Genomic DNA, 20,656 nt, shown 5'->3' on the forward strand with positions numbered 1-20,656 from the left:
AATTTTAGAATTTTATAGGCTTTTGTTCTCATGAAAATTATGTTCTCATGAGTAAATTAATGTTATCCTTTTTTGTTGATCTAAAGTTTCTTATGTTCATACACTTACGTGTTCATAGTGTTTATTCGCTGCTTGAAAGCTCGGTTAAAATTGAGGAGCTGATCGGCCTTTGTTTGCGAAATAAAATGCCAGCGGTTGCAATTACTGATTCAGGTAACTTGTTTGGCTCACTTGAATTTGCAGAATATGCGGCAAGTAGGGGAATACAGCTAATAATAGGATGCAATATTATAGTTAAACATTCAGAACAAAATTTACCTATATTATTGCTTGCAAAAAATGAGCAAGGGTACACTAATTTAGTCACTTTGGTGAGTGAGTCTTTTAGAAAGCGCAAGAATAACAGCGATATTCCTTACGTTGATTTTGATGAGCTATTGAATTTAAGTACGGGTCTGATCGCTTTAACCGGTGGATGTTTGGCTCAACCATTGTTGGGGCAAGATAAAGAAACGGTTGAAAAACTGCTTTCAGCATTCAATGGTCATTTATATGTTGAATTGCAGCGTCATGGGCTGAATAAAGAGCTAGAGCTTGAAGAAGCTTTGATAGACTTTGCTTATCAGCGCAATATACCACTAGTTGCAACGAACGATGTGTTTTTTCCAAATAGGTCTGACTATGAGGCTTATGATATATTAACGTGTATATCGGAGGGGAGTTATGCCCTGGAGAATAACAGAAAGAAGTTAACTACCGAGCATTACTTCAAGTCTGTGGCAGAAATGGAGGAGCTGTTCAGCGACATTCCCGAAGCAATTCATAACACTTTAGTGATAGCTAAGCGGTGCTCTTACATGCCAAGAAGCAGGCAGCCTATTTTGCCTAAATTTCCTTGTCGAGAAAATAAAACTGAGAATGAAGAACTGAGGGAGCAGGCAGTTGCAGGATTAGAATTCCGTATTGCGAATGAGACAGACATAGACCTTAAACAATACTACGATCGGCTGAATTACGAACTGAGTGTGATAACTTCGATGAACTACGCTGGCTACTTTTTGATAGTTTCTGATTTCATTCGTTGGAGCAAAGCAAATGGCATTCCAGTTGGTCCAGGAAGAGGCTCTGGTGCTGGATCAATTGTTGCTTGGGGCTTGCAGATTACAGACCTTGATCCAATAAAGTTTGGCCTAATATTTGAAAGATTTTTGAATCCTGATCGTGTATCGATGCCTGACTTTGATATCGATTTCTGCCAAGAGAAAAGGGACCTGGTTATTGATTATGTTCAGAAAAAGTACGGTTATGTTGCTCAAATAATCACTTTTGGTAAATTGCAGGCAAGGGCAGTATTGCGTGATGTTGGTAGAGTATTGCAAATGCCTTACTCTCAAGTGGATAAAATATCTAAAATGGTTCCATTTAATCCAGTAAATCCTGTAACTTTATCACAAGCGATAGAGTTTGATCAAAACCTGCAGAAAGAGCGGGATAGTGATGAGGTAATTGCAAAGCTTCTTGATATATCTCTTAAGCTTGAAGGAATATATCGTCACGTTTCAACTCATGCTGCTGGAATTGTAATATGTGATCAAAAGTTGGAAAATTTTGTTCCTGTGTACTACGATCCAAATTCGGCTCTGCCAATCACTCAATACAGCATGAAATATGTGGAGAAAGCTGGGCTAATAAAATTTGATTTTCTTGGACTTGGTACGCTAACGCTAATAGATCATGTGTGTCGTTTAATTAATCGTGATGGAAAAAAGATTGATATTTCTTCAGTTCCTTTGAATGACCAAAAAACCTATGAGATACTCTCAAGCGGTGATTCAATTGGAGTGTTTCAGCTTGAAAGTTCGGGAATGAGAGAAGCTTTAATTAAACTAAAACCGGACTGTATTGAGGATATTATCGCTTTAATTTCCCTTTATCGTCCAGGACCTATGGATAACATTCCAACTTACGTTGCAAGAAAGCATGGACTTGAGAAGCCAGATTATATTCATCCGTTACTTGAAGGAGTGTTAAAAGAAACATTTGGGGTAATAATTTACCAAGAACAAGTGATGGAAATAGCCCGTATTCTTTCCGGGTATAGCTTAGCGGAAGCAGATCTGCTAAGACGTGCCATGGGTAAGAAAATTAAGGAAGAGATGGATAAACAACGTGAACTTTTCATCCAAGGGGCAACGAAGAATGGCGTTGATTATGACAGGGCAAGTTATATCTTTGACCTTGTTGCAAAATTTGCTGGTTATGGGTTCAATAAATCTCATGCTGCAGCATATGCGGTTATATCTTATCAAACGGCTTACCTTAAAGCTAATTATCCATTAGAATTTTTTACAGCACTAATGAATCTGAATATTGATGATAGAGATAAACTGAATTTATTTTATCATGCAGCAAAGTTTAGTGGCGTTACCGTTCTTTCACCTGATATAAACAAGTCTCAAGCTGAATTCTCAATAGAGGATGAACGCATACGTTATGGTATTGCTGCCTTGAGGAATGTTGGTTTTTCTATAGCGGAAGGAATAGTGAACGTACGTTCAAGCGCTTGTAAGGACATATGGGAATTCATTCAAAATTCAGGTCATATAATAAATAAGAGAGCGCTAGAAAGCCTGATTAAATCCGGAGCATTCGATAGCGTGCATAAGAACAGAAAGCAGCTATATGAGTCAATGGACACGCTGATTTACTTTGCAAATAAAAACAAACAGGATAGAGAATCAAGTCAAGCTGCTTTGTTTGGTAGTCTTGATGTCCTCAAACCGAAACTTGAGAATGTGGAAGATTTTGATGAAGAGGAAAAATTAGAACATGAGTTATTTTCACTAGGATTTTATTTAACTAATCATCCGCTTGAAAAATTTAGAACTCTTCTGGAAAAGTTAAATATTGGGTTTATCGGAGAAAATAGAACAGCAAAAACTGCTGGGGTAATATTAAATGCACGTATGAGAACTTCAGAGCGTGGAAGGTTTGTTATCCTCACACTTTCTGATCCCCATAACGTTTCTGAAATAGCATTCTATAATAATGAAATAATAGAAGAAAAAAGAGATTTATTTTCACCAGGAACATTTGTGATAATTGATCTTGAAGCTTCGGAAAATACAACAAGATTAGCAGGCAAGGATATATCTGAGTTTACAAAAAGAGTCACTTCTACAATAAAAGAATTAGTTCTCACCACTGAGTGCACGGATTCGCAAAAAGCCGCTATGGAATTAAACACAATATTGAAAGATGAAGGCAGAACCAAAATAATGCTAAAACTTCTTCTCGAAAAACATAAAGTGAGCATCTTATTACCAGGTGCATACTCAATTGCTCCTCAAGTAATTTATGAAATATCTAATTTAAGCTGGATTAAAAGCGTAGAAATTAATACAAATAACTTGCTTATATAAAAAAGCTTTATATAATGAAGTATTTAATCGGTATTAAAGGAAGATATAGTGAATCTTTATGAATTTACTTTTATAGCACAACAAGGATTGTTACAGCAAGAAGTAGAGGAGATGGTCCAAGAGCTAGCTGTTTCATTGAAAAATATTAAAGCAGATATTATGTTCCAGCAAATCAGGGATATTCTGAAAAAAGGAAATGACAAGCTTACAAAACAAGAGTTAGAAGTGCGTGCTGAGGACATTAAAGAAAGTCTAGTTGCTTACTCTGATTTCTTGGAAGATCTTACAAAAATTTTATGGGTTGAATTAGAAGAAGATCTTTCAAATTTGAAAGAAGTGAAGTCAAAAATCGATAAAGAGTTGAAAGATGACCTAAAAGATTTAGGAATAACGCAAGATTTTACAAAATTTCTAGGAGGCAGTACTAAAAGTGCGTTTATCCATAACGCAGTAAATGCTTTGAAGAGAAATATTTCAGAACATCTAATAAAGATTTTTCAAGATATTTTGAAAGATTTTAGAATAAACGGTCCAACTCAATCGAGCAAAGCGTTGGAAATGCTTTTGAAAAACATTGAAGCATCAGGATTAATCAAGTATGAACATTGGGGTCTTTTGGATTTTGCATATCACAAAAATAAAATGAAGAGCGGTCATTATTGTATAATGTGCATAAGTTCTACTGCAAGCATTCTGGATGAATTTATGCGTAGAATGAAACTTAATGAGAACGTTATTCGCCACTTTCCTGTGCAGGTTGATAAAATTTTTGAAGGTAAATCTCATATGATGAATAAACAAATTGAGGAGCAAAGCGCATAATGATGAAAAGACGAAATAGTTTTAATAATTCTTACGTATCTGTAAATAATAGGACTGGCTTTAGGCGTTCTAAAGTTTGCCCTCTTGCTGCGTCTAAAGATGAAGACATAGATTATAAGAATATAGATTTATTATCCAAGTTTACCTCTGACTATGGTAGGATATTACCTAGAAGATTAACAGGCGTATGTGCAAAAAAACAAAGGAAGTTACGCTTAGCGATCATAAGGGCACGTTTTTTAGCTCTTATTCCTTACTGTACTAAAAAAGTTTAGGTAATTTATGTTGATAATTTTAAAGGAAAATATAAGGACTTTAGGTAAGCTTGGTGAAGTTGTCAAAGTTAAACCAGGTTATGCACGTAATTTTCTTTTTCCACAAAGAAAAGCGGTGAAAGCTACCAAGGAAAATTTAACAAAGCTAGAGGAGCAACGTTTATTACTGGAAGAAGAGAATATAAAAAGATTAAATGTAGCAAAAGAGCTTGCGTTGTCACTACATGATAAGTTTGTGGTATTAATAAAGCAAGCTTCAGAGGATGGTAAAATTTTTGGTTCTGTAACAACACGTGAAATTGCGAAAATTTTACTACAAGAAGGACATGTGATAGATCACCGTAGTTTATCTTTTGGTGGAGTAAGCATCAAAAACTTGGGTGAATACCAAGTAAACGTAGAATTACATAGTGAAGTAGTAGTACCAATTACTATATACGTCGTGAAATCCGAAACAGATGCAAATGAGCTAAGGCAAGTAAAATTGCAAAATCAGAAGTCTGAGCAACAAGAGGCAGAGCAAGATGTGAATAAAGAAGCTACTGATGGTGATGATAGCTGATCAAAGATGATCCCTTGTTATAGTCGTAAAGAAATGTCTGCCATGGCTAAGCTGGTGTCATCCCAGTGCTTCCCTCATGTCATCCCAGTGCGTGACACTGGGATCCAGTTTATTTCATCATGGACATTATTTTATGCTTCTAGAATCCGTTGTCCATTGAATAATTTGCAAATACTTTTATACCTGGATTCCAGTGTCACGCACTGGAATGACACCATTATTGGAGTAAATCAAAAATGATCCCACGCTATAGCCGTAAAGAAATTTCTGCCATGGCTAAGCTGGTGTCATCCCAGTGCTTCCCTCATGTCATCCCAGTGCGTGACACTGGGATCCAGTTTATTTCATCATGGACATTATTTTATGCTTCTAGAATCCGTTGTCCATTGAATAATTTGCAAATACTTTTATATCTGGATTCCAGTGTCACGCACTGGAATGACACCATTATTGGAATAAATCAAAAATGATTCCCCGCTATAGCAGAAAAGAAATGTCTTCCATTTGGGAGGAAAATAATAAATTTAATATATGGCTTAAAATAGAAAAATTAGCGTGTGAAGCTCAAGCAAAGTTAGGAGTGATTCCGAATAATATTGCTGAGAACCTCTCTGGTGCTATTGAATTTGATGTTGAATGTATCAACGAAATTGAATCCATTGTAAAACATGATGTTATAGCTTTTCTGACATATATTGCTAAAAAAGCGGGAGTTGATGTTCGTTATCTTCATTATGGAATGACAAGTTCTGATGTTTTGGATACATGCCTTGCGGTGCAACTGAAAGAGTCCTGTGATATTTTGCTCGAGAATCTAAAAAATTTACTTGCAGCATTGAAAAAAAAAGCTGAGGACTATAAAGATATTGTTTGTGTTGGACGCAGTCACGGAATGCATGCAGAACCAACAACTCTTGGAATAAAATTTGCCAGATTTTATGCTGAATTTAAACGCAATTATCAGAGATTAATTAGCGCGCAAAAAGAGATCTCAATTTGTAAAATATCAGGTGCAGTAGGCAATTTTGCAAATGTTGATCCGTTTGTTGAAGAATATGTAGCGAAAGAAATGGGACTCATACCTGAAACCATATCATCTCAAATCATTCCTCGTGATAGACATGCCATGTTCTTTTCAGTTTTGGGAGTAATTGCAAGTTCAATAGAAAATGTTGCTGTTGAAATTCGTCATTTGCAAAGAACTGAAATCGGCGAAATTTCTGAGCATTTTTCCACTGGGCAGAAGGGAAGCTCTGCTATGCCACACAAATGTAATCCTATTTTAAGTGAAAATCTGACTGGACTCTCACGTTTAATACGCAGTTATGTTTTTCCTGCGTTAGAAAATGTTGCATTGTGGCACGAACGTGATATATCACACTCGTCTGTGGAAAGATGCATTGCTCCTGATGCTTGTATAACAATGGATTTTGCTTTAGTGCGATTAACAGATTTGATAGATAAATTGGTGATCAATAAGGAAAACATTGAAAAGAACTTAAATTCTTCAAAAGGTTTAGTTTTCTCACAGCGTGTATTGCTTGAGTTAGTAAATAGTGGTTTGGCGAGGGAAGAGGCGTATAAAATTGTTCAGAGCAATGCAATGAAAGTGAAACAAAACAACAGTGATTTTCTGGCCGAATTGAAACAAGATAAACCCTTACTTAAGGTTATTAACTCGGAAAAACTTGAATCTTTGTTTGATTTGAAGTATTATACGAAACATATAGATCGTGTGTATAATAAGGTTTTTAATTAGGCTGAGTAGCTCAGTTGGTAGAGCAGGAGGATCATAATCTCTTGGTCGGGGGTTCAAGTCCCTCCTCAGCCACTCGAACTAAACTATGTTTAGCAAAGCAGTGCTATTGGTGAAACCCAGTGTCAGTTACTTGGAATGAGTTGTATATCCACTCAGGTGAGGAGACAATGGATAAGAGATTGTGAAAAGGGTTTAGCTTTTGGCCTATGATCTCTTTAAATGACAGAATTTCACTACAAAACTTAACTTTCTTCTATGCAGTTAGCTAAGTCAAGAAAGGTGAATCTATCTCTTGTTGTAAACGCAAGATCGACCACTTTACAATATTGTTCTTTATTCCAACTGAGGTGCTCTGGTAAGTGTGGAATTGATAGATCTTCAAATATTTTTTGCAGGTGTTTTGCAGGTAGTAAATTTTGCTTAATTAAACTGGAAATATTATGCCATTCTTTACAAATAATCTCTTGGATTTTTTGCTGCATAATTTGCTTCTGTTCAAAAGTTCTTACAAATTCGATATTATCAAAGCACTGAGTTATATGTTTTACATCTAAAGTGGTCGGTTTGATAATCGGGTTTTGTATTGATAATATCTTTTCCTGCAAATTAGCCATGGTAATCGTCGTAACAGCAATTTTTTCGCCATGTAGTAAGGAATGATCTCTTGTTACCATTTCCATTGCGTGAGCTATCATATGCTCTCCTTGGCTTGCAGAATAGCTGCCTTTTGATATTACCATTCCAAGTCCTGAAATTAGTAGAACTTCCATAAGTAATAGGACCACTTTTCTACTTCTTTTAGTAAGCGCCGTATACTCTCTTAGCAAAATTTGCTCCAAATCGCGAACAAGTGTAAAAGGTAATTCATTGTATTCTGTGCTAAGCAACAAATGAGATAGTAGCCAGTCAGCCTGAACTGTTGAACGACAAATGAAATCTGCAAATCCGCTTAATGTGAGGCGCAGTGGCGCATTGGCAAGTATGTCTATATCTATATATATTGCTCTTGGAAGATGTGCTTTGAACGATTTTTTATATCCATTTACTAATATTGAAGCATTTGCGGATGTATATCCATTCATAGAAGCGGCTGTTGGAAAGGATATATAATCTTTTTTCTCGAGGTAGCTTGCATATTTGCAGATATCGTTAACGGTGCCGCTACCAAATGCAACTATTAAGTCACTGTCTTTTACTTTGTTTCTCACTAGATTTACGGTTTCAAGAGAGGCAGCTCTGCTTGGTGTCATTTCTCTACTTGATGTCATCCCAGCGCGTGACACTGGAATGGCAGGTGGGGTTGGAATAATTAAATGAGAAATTTTATTAAATACGTTTTTGTTTAAAAGTTTTGCTGTATTTTCATCTGCAACTAGAAAGATGTCATTTCCGTGTTGTGTGCATATTTCATAGATATCATCAGCAAGGTGGTAATCTGTTATTACTTCCCTTAGAAAAGTTTGTTCGGTTTGATGTAATATTTGTTTTAAATAGTGCATAGAGTGTTTACAATATAGCAGTATAAGTATTTTAAGATTGACATGAAAATTGACCCTGTAGAGCTAACTAGGAAATTGATCTCTTTTGAGAGTATAACACCAGAAGACAGCGGGGCAATAGAGTATATAGCAACAATCTTCAAGAAGAGCGGCTTTGATTGTGAGATTTTAGAATTTGGTGATAAAGTTAAAAATCTTTATGCGAAATATATAAATGGAGTACCAAATTTGTGCTTTGCTGGGCACGTTGATGTTGTACCACCGGGTCAGTTAAAAGATTGGGCATTTGGTCCATTTAAACCAGAAGTGAGGGATGGAATGCTATATGGAAGAGGGGCCGCTGATATGAAAAGCGGAGTAGCTGCATTTATTGCTGCTATGGTAAATTTGATTGCAGAGAAGTTTCAGTTCAATGGTTCAATAAGTGCATTGATTACCAGTGCTGAAGAAAGCATGGAAGAATATGGAACAAAGGCAGTTTTGGAATGGATGAAAAATAAGCAGAAAAAGATAGATTTTTGTGTGGTTGGCGAACCAACCAGTAGTGAGAAATTAGGTGATACCATAAAAATAGGCAGAAGAGGTTCTGTAACATTTGAATTAATTTGCCATGGAAAACAAGGGCACGTTGCCTACCCAGACCTAGCAGACAATCCAATATATAAGGTAATATCAATATTGAGTAAGGTAAAAAATACTACTTTTGATCATGGTAATAAATATTTTCAGCCTTCACATTGCGAAGTTACTACTATCGATGTTGGAAATAATACTAGCAATCTAATACCTGGCTCAGCAACTACACGTTTTAACATTCGATATAACAATGAACAAACACCGGGTGGCTTATATAAGCTGATTGATGAAATATGCTCCAGTGTAACTAACGATTATAAACTTTCTATGCATAGCAGCAGGGACGTTTTCCTCTCTACTCCCGATAGAAATACTGATATTATGCTTGATGCAATAAGTAAGGTTACCAACATTGATGCTATACTTAGCACAAGTGGTGGCACATCTGACGCTGCGTTTATCAAAGATGTTTGTCCAGTGATTGAATTTGGTATAATCAACAAAACTGCACATCAGATAAACGAATGCGTATCAGTAAACGATATACACAAGTTAACAGCTATATATAAGGAATTTATAGAAAATTATTTCAATCCCACTAATAAAATATTGAATCAGGTCAACGTAGTTAGTAATATATCTAGTGGTCCATTGTTAGCTTAGATGTAATCAGATCTCTTGCATAACTGTTGTTTGAATAATAACTTGTATCATTCCAGCAAAATGTGTCAAGTAAGTTTTTTCGTTTCTATAGCTACTTGGATGACAAAAAAAGAAATACTAGACTTTATACCTTTTGCACTCAAATTCACATAAATCATGAATTATGCACGTTTCACACGAAGGTTTCTGTGCTTTGCAAACATATCTACCATGCAAAACTAGCCAATGATGAGCATAAAGCAGGTATTTTTTGGGAACCACATTTAAAAGAGATTGTTCTGTTTTAAACACATCTTTTTCTTTCACAAGCCCGATTCTATTGCTCACTCTAAAAACGTGAGTATCAACTGCCAATGTTAGAATGCCAAGCCCCGAATTTAAGAACACATTAGCGCTCTTTCTTCCCACTCCCGGCAAAGACACCAAATCATCGAAATCAGTAGGCACTTTGCTATTGTACCTCTCAATCAATATTTTGCTGAGCCCGATTATGTTTTTTGCTTTGGAATTATATAAACCAATACTGCTTATGCATTTTCTTAGCTCACTCTGCCCAAAACTCAGCATTTTTTCTGGCGTATCAGTGATACTAAATAGCTCCTTTGTAATTTTATTAACGCTTATATCAGTTGTTCGTGCTGATAGAACTATCGCAACTAATAACGTAAAATCATTGGTATAATTCAGCTCTATTTTTGGTGCAGGATTTGATTGCTTGAATTTTTCAAATATCAGTTCTACTTTTTTTGAGTCCATGCATAGAGCTAAAAGCTTATACTACACTGGTTGCTGTGCAAATTCAATTCCTTTAGGCTTAGATAGTCCTTCAGCATTAACATCAGACATATCAGTTTTTATAGCTCTTTCCACAGAAGTCCGGATATGATAAGATTAAGGATAGATGGCGATAAGGAGGTTGGATGCCGGCAGCATATAGTTATGATTTAAGAAAAAAAGCAATGGAAGCACTAGACGAAGGGGAAAGCAGAGAAGCAGTGGCAGCAAGATTTAAAATTGGACGAACTACTTTGTGGGAGTGGAAGCAAAGAAAAAAAGAAACAGGCGACTTTCAGTCAAAAAACTCGGTAATGGAGGTTACAATCAGAAAATTATCGACTGGAATAAGTTTATCGAATTTGCTAAAAAACACGGTAGAAAAACTCTGTCGGAAATGGCTAAACTTTGGGGCAACGTTAGTATCGAAACGATCCACCGAGCTCTCAGAAAAATTGGATTTACGCGCAAAAAAAGACATATGGATACAAGGAAAGGAACGAAGAAAAACGTGCTGAATTCTTAAAAATTATAGCAACAAAAGAACCAGAAAACTTAGTGTATATAGATGAGTCTGGGATTGATAACACGGAGGACTATCCATATGGGTATTGCCAGAAAGGACAGCGATTTTATGCCCTAAAATCTGGAAAAAAAACTCAACGAATCAGCATGGTTGCAGCCTTAAGTAGAAGAAAGATAGTTGCTCCATTAACATTTGAAGGCCACTGTAATATGGATATTTTTAATGGATGGTTTGAGCAATTTTTGGCACCGATCTTAGAACCTGGACAAACTGTCATTCTTGATAATGCTACTTTTCATAAGTCTGATAAGCTTATCAAGCTCGCTAAAGGAGTCGGTGCAGAAATTTTGTATCTGCCGCCTTATTCTCCAGATTTTAACAAAATTGAGCATCATTGGTTTGCTATAAAAAACAGAGCCAGGAAAAACATTCCTCTATTCGAATCCTTTCGTCGTGCTGTTGATTCTGCCTTCCTATGACCTATTCGGACTATTATGAGAAATGCTATACCTCATCAAAATTCCTCTCAGCAAATTCGCTTGCCACTTCCGCAAAACACTTTTTAATAAGAGGCATAACAATTGGCATTAACAGTTTTCGTGGATCATACCATCCTAACAGGTCAGTTTCCTTTTGTACCCTATCTCTTGGATCCTCTTCTAGTAAATCTTTTGTGTGCTTTTCAGCATATATTTCACAGCCTTTTGAGAAAACAGGAGCTAACATTTCAATTAATACTGCCGATAACAATAGTGAACCAAGTATGGTTCCACCAACAGTTAATCTATTAGCAATGAAATTTGTTGTAAGTAGATAAACAGAAAAAGCAGCTAAAGGATAGTTGATAAGAAGCTTACTGCCTAGCGCGATATAGTTCATTTTACTTATGAATTCATCAGTGGAAATTTCTGAATTTTTATACTTTTCCATATAATAATTCACTAATAAACCAAAGGCTCTACTAATAGCGATGTTAAATGCTATGATCCACCATGAAAAATAGCAACCTATAGTAACTGTAGTTAACAGGCCTAAGGGTAGAACACTAAGAGTCCGAATAAATAGTAAGGCATTTTTACGTTCTATAAATCTTAACGCTAATTCTTTTTTATCCTCATCTACTAGGTTCTTTTTTTCCTTTAGAGGAGAAATATAAAGAAATAGCCGTATACTAGGTTTTGATAAGCGTTTATTAAGCTCGCCAGGGTCTGACGGCCTAAAAAAACTGCCATAAATATCTCCTGAAAAACAGTATTCCACATCCTCTTAAAACGCACTATCATTCTTTTTTAATATAGAAGTCAATTCATCAAAATCTTTACCTATAGCTTCTTCACCAATCCCTAGTGTATCGAACAGCTTCTTTCTATAATGAAATTCACGTGCTGTTAAACGTCCATTACTTTCAGCACCAACACTGACTTTAACACAAGGATTTCCTGACTCTAAAGGTTCAATGTACTTTTTTAGCTCTTGATAAGCTTTATAAATCTGATCAAATCTATTTTTGTCTCCACCTTTGTCAGGATGGTTTACAAGTATCAATTTATTATATTGTTTTTTCAGAAACTTGCTAAGAGCTTGATAATCCTTACCTACAATTTGTTCAGCTTTTATCTCTAGTACGTTAAACAGATCATTATTATCATAAAACTCCTGACCAGTTAACTTAAAATGTTGACTCATTACTACACCTCACATAAATACACGATACTATTGGTATAATATATTTAATGTTTCACACAAGCATAAAAATATCAAGCAACCACTAAGAGAAGAAACCCTCTTTCCCATCATACAAATACAACTTATCCATTCTCACCACATCAAAATTATGTTCCTCAAATTTGATTAGCAAGTTATTCACATCACTATTTGTAATTTCATTATTTGCAATGAACCTGCAGGTTATTTGGTCACTTGAAGACTTTGAACTTCCTGGCCAAATCGCAAGGCCTTTTGAATATATTGCTATAATCTGCGGATTACTTGTTTCAAACAACTTCACTATTTGGTCAAAGTCAGCCGGCTTACTCCAGGCAAGCGTTATATCGCTACCCACTAGTTTTTTAATCTTATAATCCTGTTCATAATTACCCTGTATTTTATCCACTTTACTATTTGGATCACTGCCAATTATAAGCTCAGATAATGTTTTCGGTTTTTTTCCTAGATTGTCTATAACAGCTTCTGCAAATTCTTTTGTACCAACTTTCTGTTTACTTCTTTTCTCCTTATATAAATCGGCAGTGTGTATTCCATCCTCCAAAGTCTTGAGCCATGCATCGTAGATTAGTTTTGCAGTACCCACTTGACCTATGTAAATTAGCATATGCACTGCAGCATTTAAAAGACCAGAAGGATTGGCTATGTTTTTTCCTGCAATATCAGGGGCAGAACCGTGCACTGCTTCAAACATTGCGTATTCATTCCCGATGTTGCTACTTCCGGCAAGCCCCACAGATCCAGAGGTTTGTGCGACTATATCTGATAATATGTCGCCATATAAGTTCTCGGTTACTATAACATCAAAATTCTCCGGTTCTGTTGCAACACGCGCCATTCCAATATCAACTATATAATGTTCTGCCTTTATATCTGGGTATTCCTTTGCAATGCGATCAAACGCGGCATGGAAAGTTCCGTCAGTCATTTTCATGATGTTATCTTTAGTCAGGCAAGTTACTTTTTTTCTGTTGTGTTTTTTTGCATATTCAAAAGCGTACCTGCATATCTTCTCTGAGCCAGATCTAGTAATAATTTTAGTGCATTGGTAAGAGTCACCAGTGAGCCTATGCTCTATTCCGGTGTAAACGTCCTCTTCATTTTCACGTATCACTACGATATCAAACTTATCGAATTTATTTTCTATAACAGGATGATATGAAATGCATGGTCTGATATTTGCATACAACCCTAGATTTTTTCTGAGTGCAACGTTTAAGCTTTTGTGCCCTTTACCTTGAGGAGTTGTTGTCGGAGATTTTAATAATATTTTTGTCCTTTCAATTGATTCCCAACCACTTGGAGAAATTCCGTGAGACCATTCTTTACTGTAAACACGCTCCCCTATTTCAATAATATCTATTGAGATTTCCGCTTCTGCTTCGCGCAATATCGACAGCACCGCTTCCATGATTTCTGGTCCGATACCGTCGCCATATGCAACTGTGATTAGTGTTGACATAACTTCCCTAGTTATAAATGATTTAATATTAATTTAAATAATAGAGTGGCACAAGTAGCTAATATTACCCAAGTTAGTATATTTACGGTTATTTAATAACGTATTTTTATATCATATGATGATATTATGAAATATAGGTGGGGTTATGAATACTGAAATAAATGTTAAAGTAAATTATGTAGGATTTACAAGGCGTATTGTAGCAGAAATACTTGACCTCATCATATTTTCCCCTCATTTTATCTTCGGTTTTATCTATGGTGTATTCATCGTATCATTACAAGATCAAGATAAAGATAAAGACTCTTTTCAGGAACTTGCACAACTAGCAACAGAAATACCATTTATAGTTTCTACAGTGGTCGCAACATTAGTACTAACAATATCCAAAATATTAATGGTAACAAAACTTGGTGGTACCCCAGGAAAACTATTGTGTGGTATGCATATTAAAGATGCTAATACATTTACAAATGTTACCCTTATGCAAGCAACAATAAGATGTATTTCTAAGGGAAGCATCTGGATTATTTTTCGCTTTTTGCTTCATCTGCATTATCATGGTTATACTTTTCTATATCTTTTAATTGTGCTAATTTTATTTTTGTTTGCAGTATTTGATCAACGCAAACAGACTTTTTACGATAAAATTGCAAAAACAGTAGTGATAGACTATCAATCTAGTTGATATTTTTCTTTATAGGTAGTACATGGATAAAAAAGTAAACTACTCAACGATGACAAGACGTACTCTAGCATTTATAGTTGATTGTATTTTATTTATCGCAATACCATTTGGTTTAATGGCGGTGGGTTTCTCACTTACACACGCAATACAAGGGATCATGGGTGCAATAATTGTAATCACCACGATTGTATTTTCTTTATTTTTAATGATACCATGTATATTTCATATATTCATGCTAGTAAAATTTGGCGGCACTCCAGGACACTTGTTATTTAGCATGCGTGTAAAAGACAAAGATACATTTGAGTCAATCACTACAATGCAAGCAATGAAAAGGACTATAGCTCTTTTTATAATTTATTGCATATCACTTTGTAATCCCATTTTATTCTTAGCTATACTAATCTTAGTTTTAGTATGTGCAGTAGGTGATGAACATAAACAAGCTTTTCACGACAAAATTGCAAACACGGTAGTGATAGATTATAAACCTAGTTGATATTTTCCTTTAGCTGTCTGCCACCAAGGGTGTCATTCCAGTGTCACGCGCTAACTTAAGGTAAATTGCCAACTTAACTATAAATATATTTTGGTAAATCCAAATTATTTTAGCTATAAGAGCGTTTTACTTTTTGCTCAGCATATCCATCATAACTGGCTTACTTTTAGTGATTCATGGAGTTAAAAAAGTCAGCATTGCTCTTTGTTAAAAGTAGTTTGTCACGTAAAAATTCCATTGCTTCAACGGGTCCCATAGGATTGAGTATCCTACGCACCACCCATATTTTATTTAGTATAGCCTTATCAACTAATAGCTCTTCCTTCCTTGTTCCGGATTTTGTAATATCAATAGCTGGAAATATACGTTTATCAGAAAGTTTTCTATCAAGTATGATCTCAGCATTTCCTGTACCTTTAAACTCTTCAAAAATAACTTCATCCATTTTTGAACCAGTCTCTATAAGAGCTGTGGCGATTATAGTTAAAGAACCCCCATTCTCAATATTACGAGCTGCTCCAAAAAAGCGTTTTGGTCTCTGCAGTGCGTTTGAATCTACACCACCAGTTAGAACTTTCCCAGACGAAGGAATAACCGCATTATAAGCACGTGCAAGTCTAGTAATATTGTCAAGTAGAATTACCACATCTTTTTTATGCTCAACCATTCTTTTAGCTTTTTCTATTACTATTTCAGCAAGCTGTACGTGACGGTAAGCAGGCTCATCGAATGTAGAACTTACTACCTCACCTTTTACAGAACGTATCATATCTGTTACTTCTTCAGGTCTTTCATCTATAAGTAACACTATTAATTCTACTTCAGGGTGATTTATAGCTATAGAGTTAGCCATTTGCTGAAGCAATACAGTTTTTCCTGTGCGAGGTGGAGCAACTACTAACGCTCTTTGCCCTTTTCCAAGAGGAGCTACTATATCTATAGCACGCATGCTTAAGCCTTTTTTATCATCACCATTATTACACTCAAGTACTATGCTTTCCTCAGGATAAAGAGGAAGCAAATTATCAAAATGGACGTACTTTCTTAATTCACTTACTTCAGTAGAGTTTATACTTTGAACCTTAGTTAAAGTAAAATATCTCTCTTTATCACCAGGTGGCCTTATTTCTCCATATGCCATATCTCCTGTACGTAAATTAAACTTCTTTATTTGCCCGTTAGAAATATAAACATCATCGGTACTTGGGGCATAATTTGCACTTGCTGAACGTAAGAAACCAAAACCATCAGGCAATATTTCCACTATTCCACTCCCTGTGGTTATGCCTCCTTCTTCACTCATTTTTTTCATTAAGCTGAATATTATTTCCTGCTTTAGCATTCTACCATTGCTTTTACCGTTAGTTGAAATTTTTCTTTCTTCAGCTAACTCTAACAATTCTTCTGCTGTTTTCTCTTTTAATTCGCTCAGATCTAATGTTTTTCTGTTTTTCTCAGTACCTTCATTGACCATCTGTTTTACTGTATCGTTATTGTAAATTTGCTCACTTTTTTCAGGTTGAGCTGTAACCTTTCCTTTTGCCAAAACATCTTCATTGATTGTTGTCATAATCCTCCAAAAATTTTAATTGATGCTTACTAACCTAAAATGTGACTATAAGATAATAAATTAGGCTGAGTTAGTTTCAGTGCGTATTAAGCTTAATTATCATTAAACCCCGTACTTTACTTACATTATACTAATAAACACTAGCAAGTCAAGTTAATTTAATGTTAACAAAACACAAAAATTTGAGGATTTTCAATAGCTATTCTTTATATTTTTTTAACCTTTCTTGCTTCTCCTCTTCTACTTTTGCTTTTTCCACTTCTGCTTCTAAATTTTCTTGACTACATAAGCCGAGTAGTACAGGATCTTGGGGTTTTATATTTTGCATGTTATGATGAGATCCATCTCTTACCTGCTCAACTGTGTAATTTGTTGTACTAATTAATTTAGCTATAACGTTATTGTCCAAGATAGGAAATTTTTTTACTAAATAATAAATCGCATCAGGTTTATCTCTACGTCTTGCCGTAGAGGCAAAGCCAAGAATGCTACCAATCGCTTTACTCCTTTTTTTTATATTTTTTATAATCAAATTTGGTACACGATTTGGATTTTTTTTGCAATCATCGATTTCTTTTTCAGTAATTATTCCAGAAATAATAGGGTTATATTTTTCTACTTCTATTTCCTCATCAGCTATGTCTTGTACTTCTTCAAGGGCCAATCTGCAACATTGTGCTATTTGATTAAAAGTTAAACCAGTGTTGTCTACTAACCAAGCAGCTATTTGCACTAGAAACAGTTTATTTCTATCGTTATTGCCCTTAGAAGATTCCATTGACATCAAAAAAGCATCTCCCATTTAAAGTATCCCTTACTGTTATACAGAGCTAAAATATAAACTATTAAAACTAAAAAAGCATTAATTTTGTCATTCAATAACTTTTTGTTTGTCACTTCCCACCTCTTAAGTTAATTAAATGCGCTTACCTTTAAGCATATTTCAAACAAAATATTTCCCCTTCCTAAGGTATAGTATAACTCAGTTAAACATATGTTCCTATTTAAGATTAGAGAGTTAAATTTTAAGTTAATATATTGTAATATTATATATATTAGCTAATAAAGCAACAGGTTTACAAGCATTAAATTATCACTATTCTATAATTAATCATTAATTAACTGGGTTTAAAATGAATGTTAAAAATTTTTTCACTAAAGTAACCGTTGTCCTTTTAGCTTGCTTGTTAATCTTCATGGGAATTGGCAACCTTTTATCAGGTGATGATGAAAAAGAAGAGGTAGCTAGGGTTGGAAAAGAAGTTATAACGTCAGATGAGTATAAGTCGCTATATCAAAATTATGGAAAACAAATTTCTGGATCTGATGCGAGTAGAGAACAAGTAAAAAAGCTGAAATATGATTTGCTTAACGCACTTATAGAGCAAAAACTATTGTTTAACCTAACTAGTGAGCTGGGGTTGACAGTTGGAGAAGAATCTATAAAAAACCATATTAAAAACACCAAATACTTTCAAAATGATAAAGGTGAATTTGACAAAAATAAATTCTATGAAACGCTAAATGACCTGCATATGACAGAGAAAGAGTATATAGCAAAGCTAGAGAAAGTCCTGCCTGCAATGATGTTCATGACTTCATTATTTAAAGCCCAGAACAGATAAAATCTGTAAAACCAAAAAGAAACTCCCTCTTTACTTTATGTTCTTTGGGTATAGTGTTATGAAGAAGCGCTTCTGCAGCTATAACCGAAACAATCAATGGTGCTATAAATGCCCGTTTGAAAGCATGGTTTTGGGGGAAATGGTAAAACCATTGATGGAGTTCTTTTTGGGCTACCTCGTTTAGAAGATTGTATAACCTAACCGTCCCAAGCTGAAGTGCTTCTTATCATAATAATATAGGAGGGATTTTATATGGCAGAAGCAAAAAGTAAATTAAAAACAATAAACCTTGATGCAGCAGGGATTGATATTGGCTCGACTGTACATTATGTATGTGTACCTGAAGGAAGAGATGAACAACGTATCCAAAAATTTGGGTGCTTTACAGTAGATCTACACAACTTAGCAAAGTGGTTAAAAAAGTGTCAGGTTAGAACTGTAGCCATGGAGTCAACTGGAGTATATTGGATTCCCTTATTTCAAATATTAGAATCACATAAATTTGAAGTAAAATTAGTAAATGCGCGACATGTCAAAAATGTGCCTGGTAGAAAGTCTGATGTTCAAGATTGTCAATGGCTGCAACAATTGCACAGCTATGGACTGCTTCAAGGATCATTTAGACCGGATAATCAAATGTGTGTACTGCGTAGTTACGTTAGACAACGTGCTAATCTAATTGAAAATGCAGCTAAACATACTCAACGTATGCAAAAAGCGCTAATTCAAATGAATATTCAATTACACAAGGTTATTAGTCATATTACTGGGATAACTGGTATGAAAATCATTGAAGCTATAATTGAAGGCGAAAGAGATCCTGAGAAATTGGCTAAATTCAGGGATGCACGAATAAAAAATGATCAGTCTACTATAGCAAAAGCGTTAGCTGGTGATTATAGAGAGGAACACTTGTTTGTGCTAAAACAAGAATATGCAGCATATACTTTTTTTCAAGAGCAAATAACGGGATGTGATAAAAGTATAGAAAATTACTATAAAACATTTGAAACAAAGTCGAATGAGAACAGGGCATTGAATAAGACACGAAAGAGAAAACAGAAGAATAGTCCAGATTTTGCCGTAGATGAAGATTTATATCGAATAACGGGGATGGATTTTACTAGAGTTCCAGGACTTGATGTATTAAGTATACAGGCTGTCATTTCAGAAACAGGTATAAATCACAATAAATGGAGGACAGAAAAGCATTTTTCTTCCTGGCTCGGATTAAGTCCTGCTAATAAAATTACAGGAGGGAAAATTATTGGAACAAGAACTCGTAAAGTTGTTAATCGTGCTGCAACTGCCTTGCGACTTGCTGCTCATTGTGTATCAAGAAGCAACACTGCACTTGGTGCATACTGCAGGAGGTTAAAGAAGCGACTAGGGATACCAAAAGCGATCACTGCTACAGCAAGGAAATTAGCATGTATTTTTTATAATATGCTAAAATATGGACAAGAATATGTAGAAAAAGGAATGAACTATTATGAAACACTCTACAAAGAGAGAGTAGTCAAAAATTTGACTAAAAAAGCAAAGGAATTTGGTTATATACTAATGAAAGAGGAGCCGATAGATGAAGAAGGTTCTTAGGAGTTTCTTAGAAGTATGAAAAAACAAGCTAATACGAAAAAAGAAAGCGCTATGGTAGGCAGTTTGGTGCCTGGCGTAATAATTGGTGGTTTTCTTGGTGTTGTACTTGGAGCTGATGTGTGTGTTGCAGTAAGTCTTTCTGGTGGTATGATACTAGGTGTAATGATAGCATCTTCTCTTGTTGCTAGTATAGCTATTGGACTGGCCATGTATTTTTTGAGTCAAGACTATGAACAGGCTAAAGCGATAGAAAAAACTATTAGCACTGTTAGCTCTGAAATATCTGTTGATGATACAACTGTCGCAAATGGTAAAAAGGGGCCACAACTTACATAGAAAAAGCTATAGTATTTTTCAAACTAAATAATAAACCTTGTAATTAGGATATTCTGGATTCCAGCGTCACGCGCTGGAATGACAACTGTGTTTTTGCTTTTTTGTCATCAAATACTCCTACTCTTTATGTCATCCAAGTGTCCTGACTACTTGGATCCAAGAAATTTAATTGTTTTAAATTTTCCCCTCTATACACCTATTTAAAATTTATGTTATTCACATGTGCAATATAATCTATAATAACGTTTATCAATACAATATATTAAAAAATATT

Annotated in this window: 19 protein-coding genes, 1 tRNA gene and 2 pseudogenes; 15 read left to right on the forward strand and 7 right to left on the reverse strand. The window is 35.1% G+C overall.

Annotated elements, in window-relative coordinates; translation table 11 throughout:
• The first annotated feature begins 92 nt into the window (after positions 1–92).
• The 8 genes from dnaE to ABWU67_RS04990 all read left to right on the forward strand — a co-directional run bounded on the left by dnaE (position 93) and on the right by ABWU67_RS04990 (position 6,912).
• The gene (gene dnaE / locus ABWU67_RS04955) at positions 93–3,422 is read left to right on the forward strand and encodes a DNA polymerase III subunit alpha (protein WP_353282235.1); all 3,330 of its coding nucleotides are present in this window, start codon (positions 93–95) and stop codon (positions 3,420–3,422) included.
• Positions 3,423–3,470: 48 nt separating this feature from the next.
• The gene (locus ABWU67_RS04960; protein ID WP_010082465.1) at positions 3,471–4,244 is read left to right on the forward strand and encodes a 30S ribosomal protein S6; all 774 of its coding nucleotides are present in this window, start codon (positions 3,471–3,473) and stop codon (positions 4,242–4,244) included.
• Entirely contained in the window at positions 4,244–4,519 is a 276-nt protein-coding gene (rpsR, locus tag ABWU67_RS04965; RefSeq protein ID WP_007548890.1) for a 30S ribosomal protein S18, read from the forward strand. Before ABWU67_RS04960 ends, rpsR begins: the two co-directional genes overlap by 1 nt.
• 7 nt (positions 4,520–4,526) lie before the next feature.
• Entirely contained in the window at positions 4,527–5,081 is a 555-nt protein-coding gene (gene rplI / locus ABWU67_RS04970; RefSeq protein ID WP_353281819.1) for a 50S ribosomal protein L9, read from the forward strand.
• A 6-nt stretch (positions 5,082–5,087) separates the two neighbouring features.
• On the forward strand, positions 5,088–5,321 hold the full coding sequence (locus ABWU67_RS04975) for a hypothetical protein (protein WP_182282649.1): 234 nt from the start codon (positions 5,088–5,090) through the stop codon (positions 5,319–5,321).
• The gene (locus tag ABWU67_RS04980) at positions 5,318–5,551 is read left to right on the forward strand and encodes a hypothetical protein (protein ID WP_138344574.1); all 234 of its coding nucleotides are present in this window, start codon (positions 5,318–5,320) and stop codon (positions 5,549–5,551) included. Before ABWU67_RS04975 ends, ABWU67_RS04980 begins: the two co-directional genes overlap by 4 nt.
• Entirely contained in the window at positions 5,548–6,840 is a 1,293-nt protein-coding gene (gene purB / locus ABWU67_RS04985) for an adenylosuccinate lyase (RefSeq protein WP_010962833.1), read from the forward strand. The genes ABWU67_RS04980 and purB overlap by 4 nt, the downstream gene beginning before the upstream one ends.
• Positions 6,840–6,912 (forward strand) — tRNA-Met (locus ABWU67_RS04990). Before purB ends, ABWU67_RS04990 begins: the two co-directional genes overlap by 1 nt.
• Positions 6,913–7,082: 170 nt before the next feature.
• On the opposite strand, the gene ABWU67_RS04995 is transcribed toward ABWU67_RS04990, so the two are convergent.
• Complete coding sequence (locus ABWU67_RS04995) at positions 7,083–8,339, reverse strand: iron-containing alcohol dehydrogenase (protein ID WP_264329664.1); 1,257 nt, start codon at positions 8,337–8,339, stop codon at positions 7,083–7,085.
• Between the two features lie 42 nt (positions 8,340–8,381).
• Here ABWU67_RS04995 and dapE point away from each other — a divergent pair, with 42 nt between their 5' ends.
• Positions 8,382–9,578, forward strand: a complete 1,197-nt coding sequence (gene dapE / locus ABWU67_RS05000) for a succinyl-diaminopimelate desuccinylase (protein ID WP_010082500.1) — start codon at positions 8,382–8,384, stop codon at positions 9,576–9,578.
• A 117-nt stretch (positions 9,579–9,695) separates the two neighbouring features.
• Here dapE and nth read toward each other — a convergent pair whose 3' ends face one another.
• Positions 9,696–10,334, reverse strand: a complete 639-nt coding sequence (gene nth, locus ABWU67_RS05005; RefSeq protein ID WP_353281822.1) for an endonuclease III — start codon at positions 10,332–10,334, stop codon at positions 9,696–9,698.
• 164 nt (positions 10,335–10,498) lie between these two features.
• Between nth and ABWU67_RS05010 the strand changes: the two are divergent.
• A pseudogene (locus ABWU67_RS05010) lies at positions 10,499–11,357 on the forward strand (IS630 family transposase).
• Positions 11,358–11,382: 25 nt separating this feature from the next.
• Here the strand turns inward: ABWU67_RS05010 and ABWU67_RS05015 are convergent.
• The 3 genes from ABWU67_RS05015 to icd form a co-directional block, all read right to left on the reverse strand.
• Positions 11,383–12,138, reverse strand: coding sequence for a molecular chaperone DnaJ (locus tag ABWU67_RS05015; protein ID WP_353281824.1), 756 nt, complete (start codon positions 12,136–12,138; stop codon positions 11,383–11,385).
• Positions 12,139–12,144: 6 nt separating this feature from the next.
• Complete coding sequence (locus ABWU67_RS05020; protein ID WP_353281826.1) at positions 12,145–12,564, reverse strand: hypothetical protein; 420 nt, start codon at positions 12,562–12,564, stop codon at positions 12,145–12,147.
• 82 nt (positions 12,565–12,646) lie between these two features.
• Positions 12,647–14,065 (reverse strand): isocitrate dehydrogenase, encoded by a 1,419-nt coding sequence (icd, locus tag ABWU67_RS05025; protein WP_353281828.1) that lies wholly within the window; start codon positions 14,063–14,065, stop codon positions 12,647–12,649.
• A 145-nt stretch (positions 14,066–14,210) separates the two neighbouring features.
• Here icd and ABWU67_RS05030 point away from each other — a divergent pair, with 145 nt between their 5' ends.
• Positions 14,211–14,753: an RDD family protein gene (locus ABWU67_RS05030; RefSeq protein WP_353281830.1), complete on the forward strand. Its 543-nt coding sequence runs from the start codon at positions 14,211–14,213 to the stop codon at positions 14,751–14,753.
• Between the two features lie 22 nt (positions 14,754–14,775).
• Entirely contained in the window at positions 14,776–15,252 is a 477-nt protein-coding gene (locus ABWU67_RS05035) for an RDD family protein (protein WP_006279800.1), read from the forward strand.
• 166 nt (positions 15,253–15,418) lie between these two features.
• Here the strand turns inward: ABWU67_RS05035 and rho are convergent, their stop codons facing one another.
• Positions 15,419–16,822 (reverse strand): transcription termination factor Rho, encoded by a 1,404-nt coding sequence (gene rho, locus ABWU67_RS05040; RefSeq protein WP_007549497.1) that lies wholly within the window; start codon positions 16,820–16,822, stop codon positions 15,419–15,421.
• A 199-nt stretch (positions 16,823–17,021) separates the two neighbouring features.
• Positions 17,022–17,624 (reverse strand): cell cycle transcriptional regulator TrcR, encoded by a 603-nt coding sequence (locus ABWU67_RS05045; RefSeq protein WP_353281832.1) that lies wholly within the window; start codon positions 17,622–17,624, stop codon positions 17,022–17,024.
• A gap of 331 nt (positions 17,625–17,955) precedes the next feature.
• Between ABWU67_RS05045 and ABWU67_RS05050 the strand changes: the two are divergent.
• The 3 genes and pseudogenes from ABWU67_RS05050 to ABWU67_RS05060 form a co-directional block, all read left to right on the forward strand.
• A pseudogene (locus ABWU67_RS05050) lies at positions 17,956–18,432 on the forward strand (SurA N-terminal domain-containing protein); the annotation flags it as partial.
• Between the two features lie 267 nt (positions 18,433–18,699).
• Positions 18,700–20,046: an IS110 family transposase gene (locus ABWU67_RS05055; RefSeq protein ID WP_341821667.1), complete on the forward strand. Its 1,347-nt coding sequence runs from the start codon at positions 18,700–18,702 to the stop codon at positions 20,044–20,046.
• Positions 20,047–20,061: 15 nt separating this feature from the next.
• Positions 20,062–20,382 carry a hypothetical protein gene (locus tag ABWU67_RS05060; RefSeq protein ID WP_341821748.1) on the forward strand — a complete coding sequence of 107 codons (321 nt, stop codon included), beginning with the start codon at positions 20,062–20,064 and terminating at the stop codon, positions 20,380–20,382.
• The last annotated feature ends 274 nt before the right edge of the window (positions 20,383–20,656 follow it).

The organism is Wolbachia endosymbiont (group A) of Aleiodes leptofemur (assembly GCF_964028465.1).
In the GTDB taxonomy this organism is placed as follows: Bacteria; Pseudomonadota; Alphaproteobacteria; order Rickettsiales; family Anaplasmataceae; genus Wolbachia; species Wolbachia pipientis.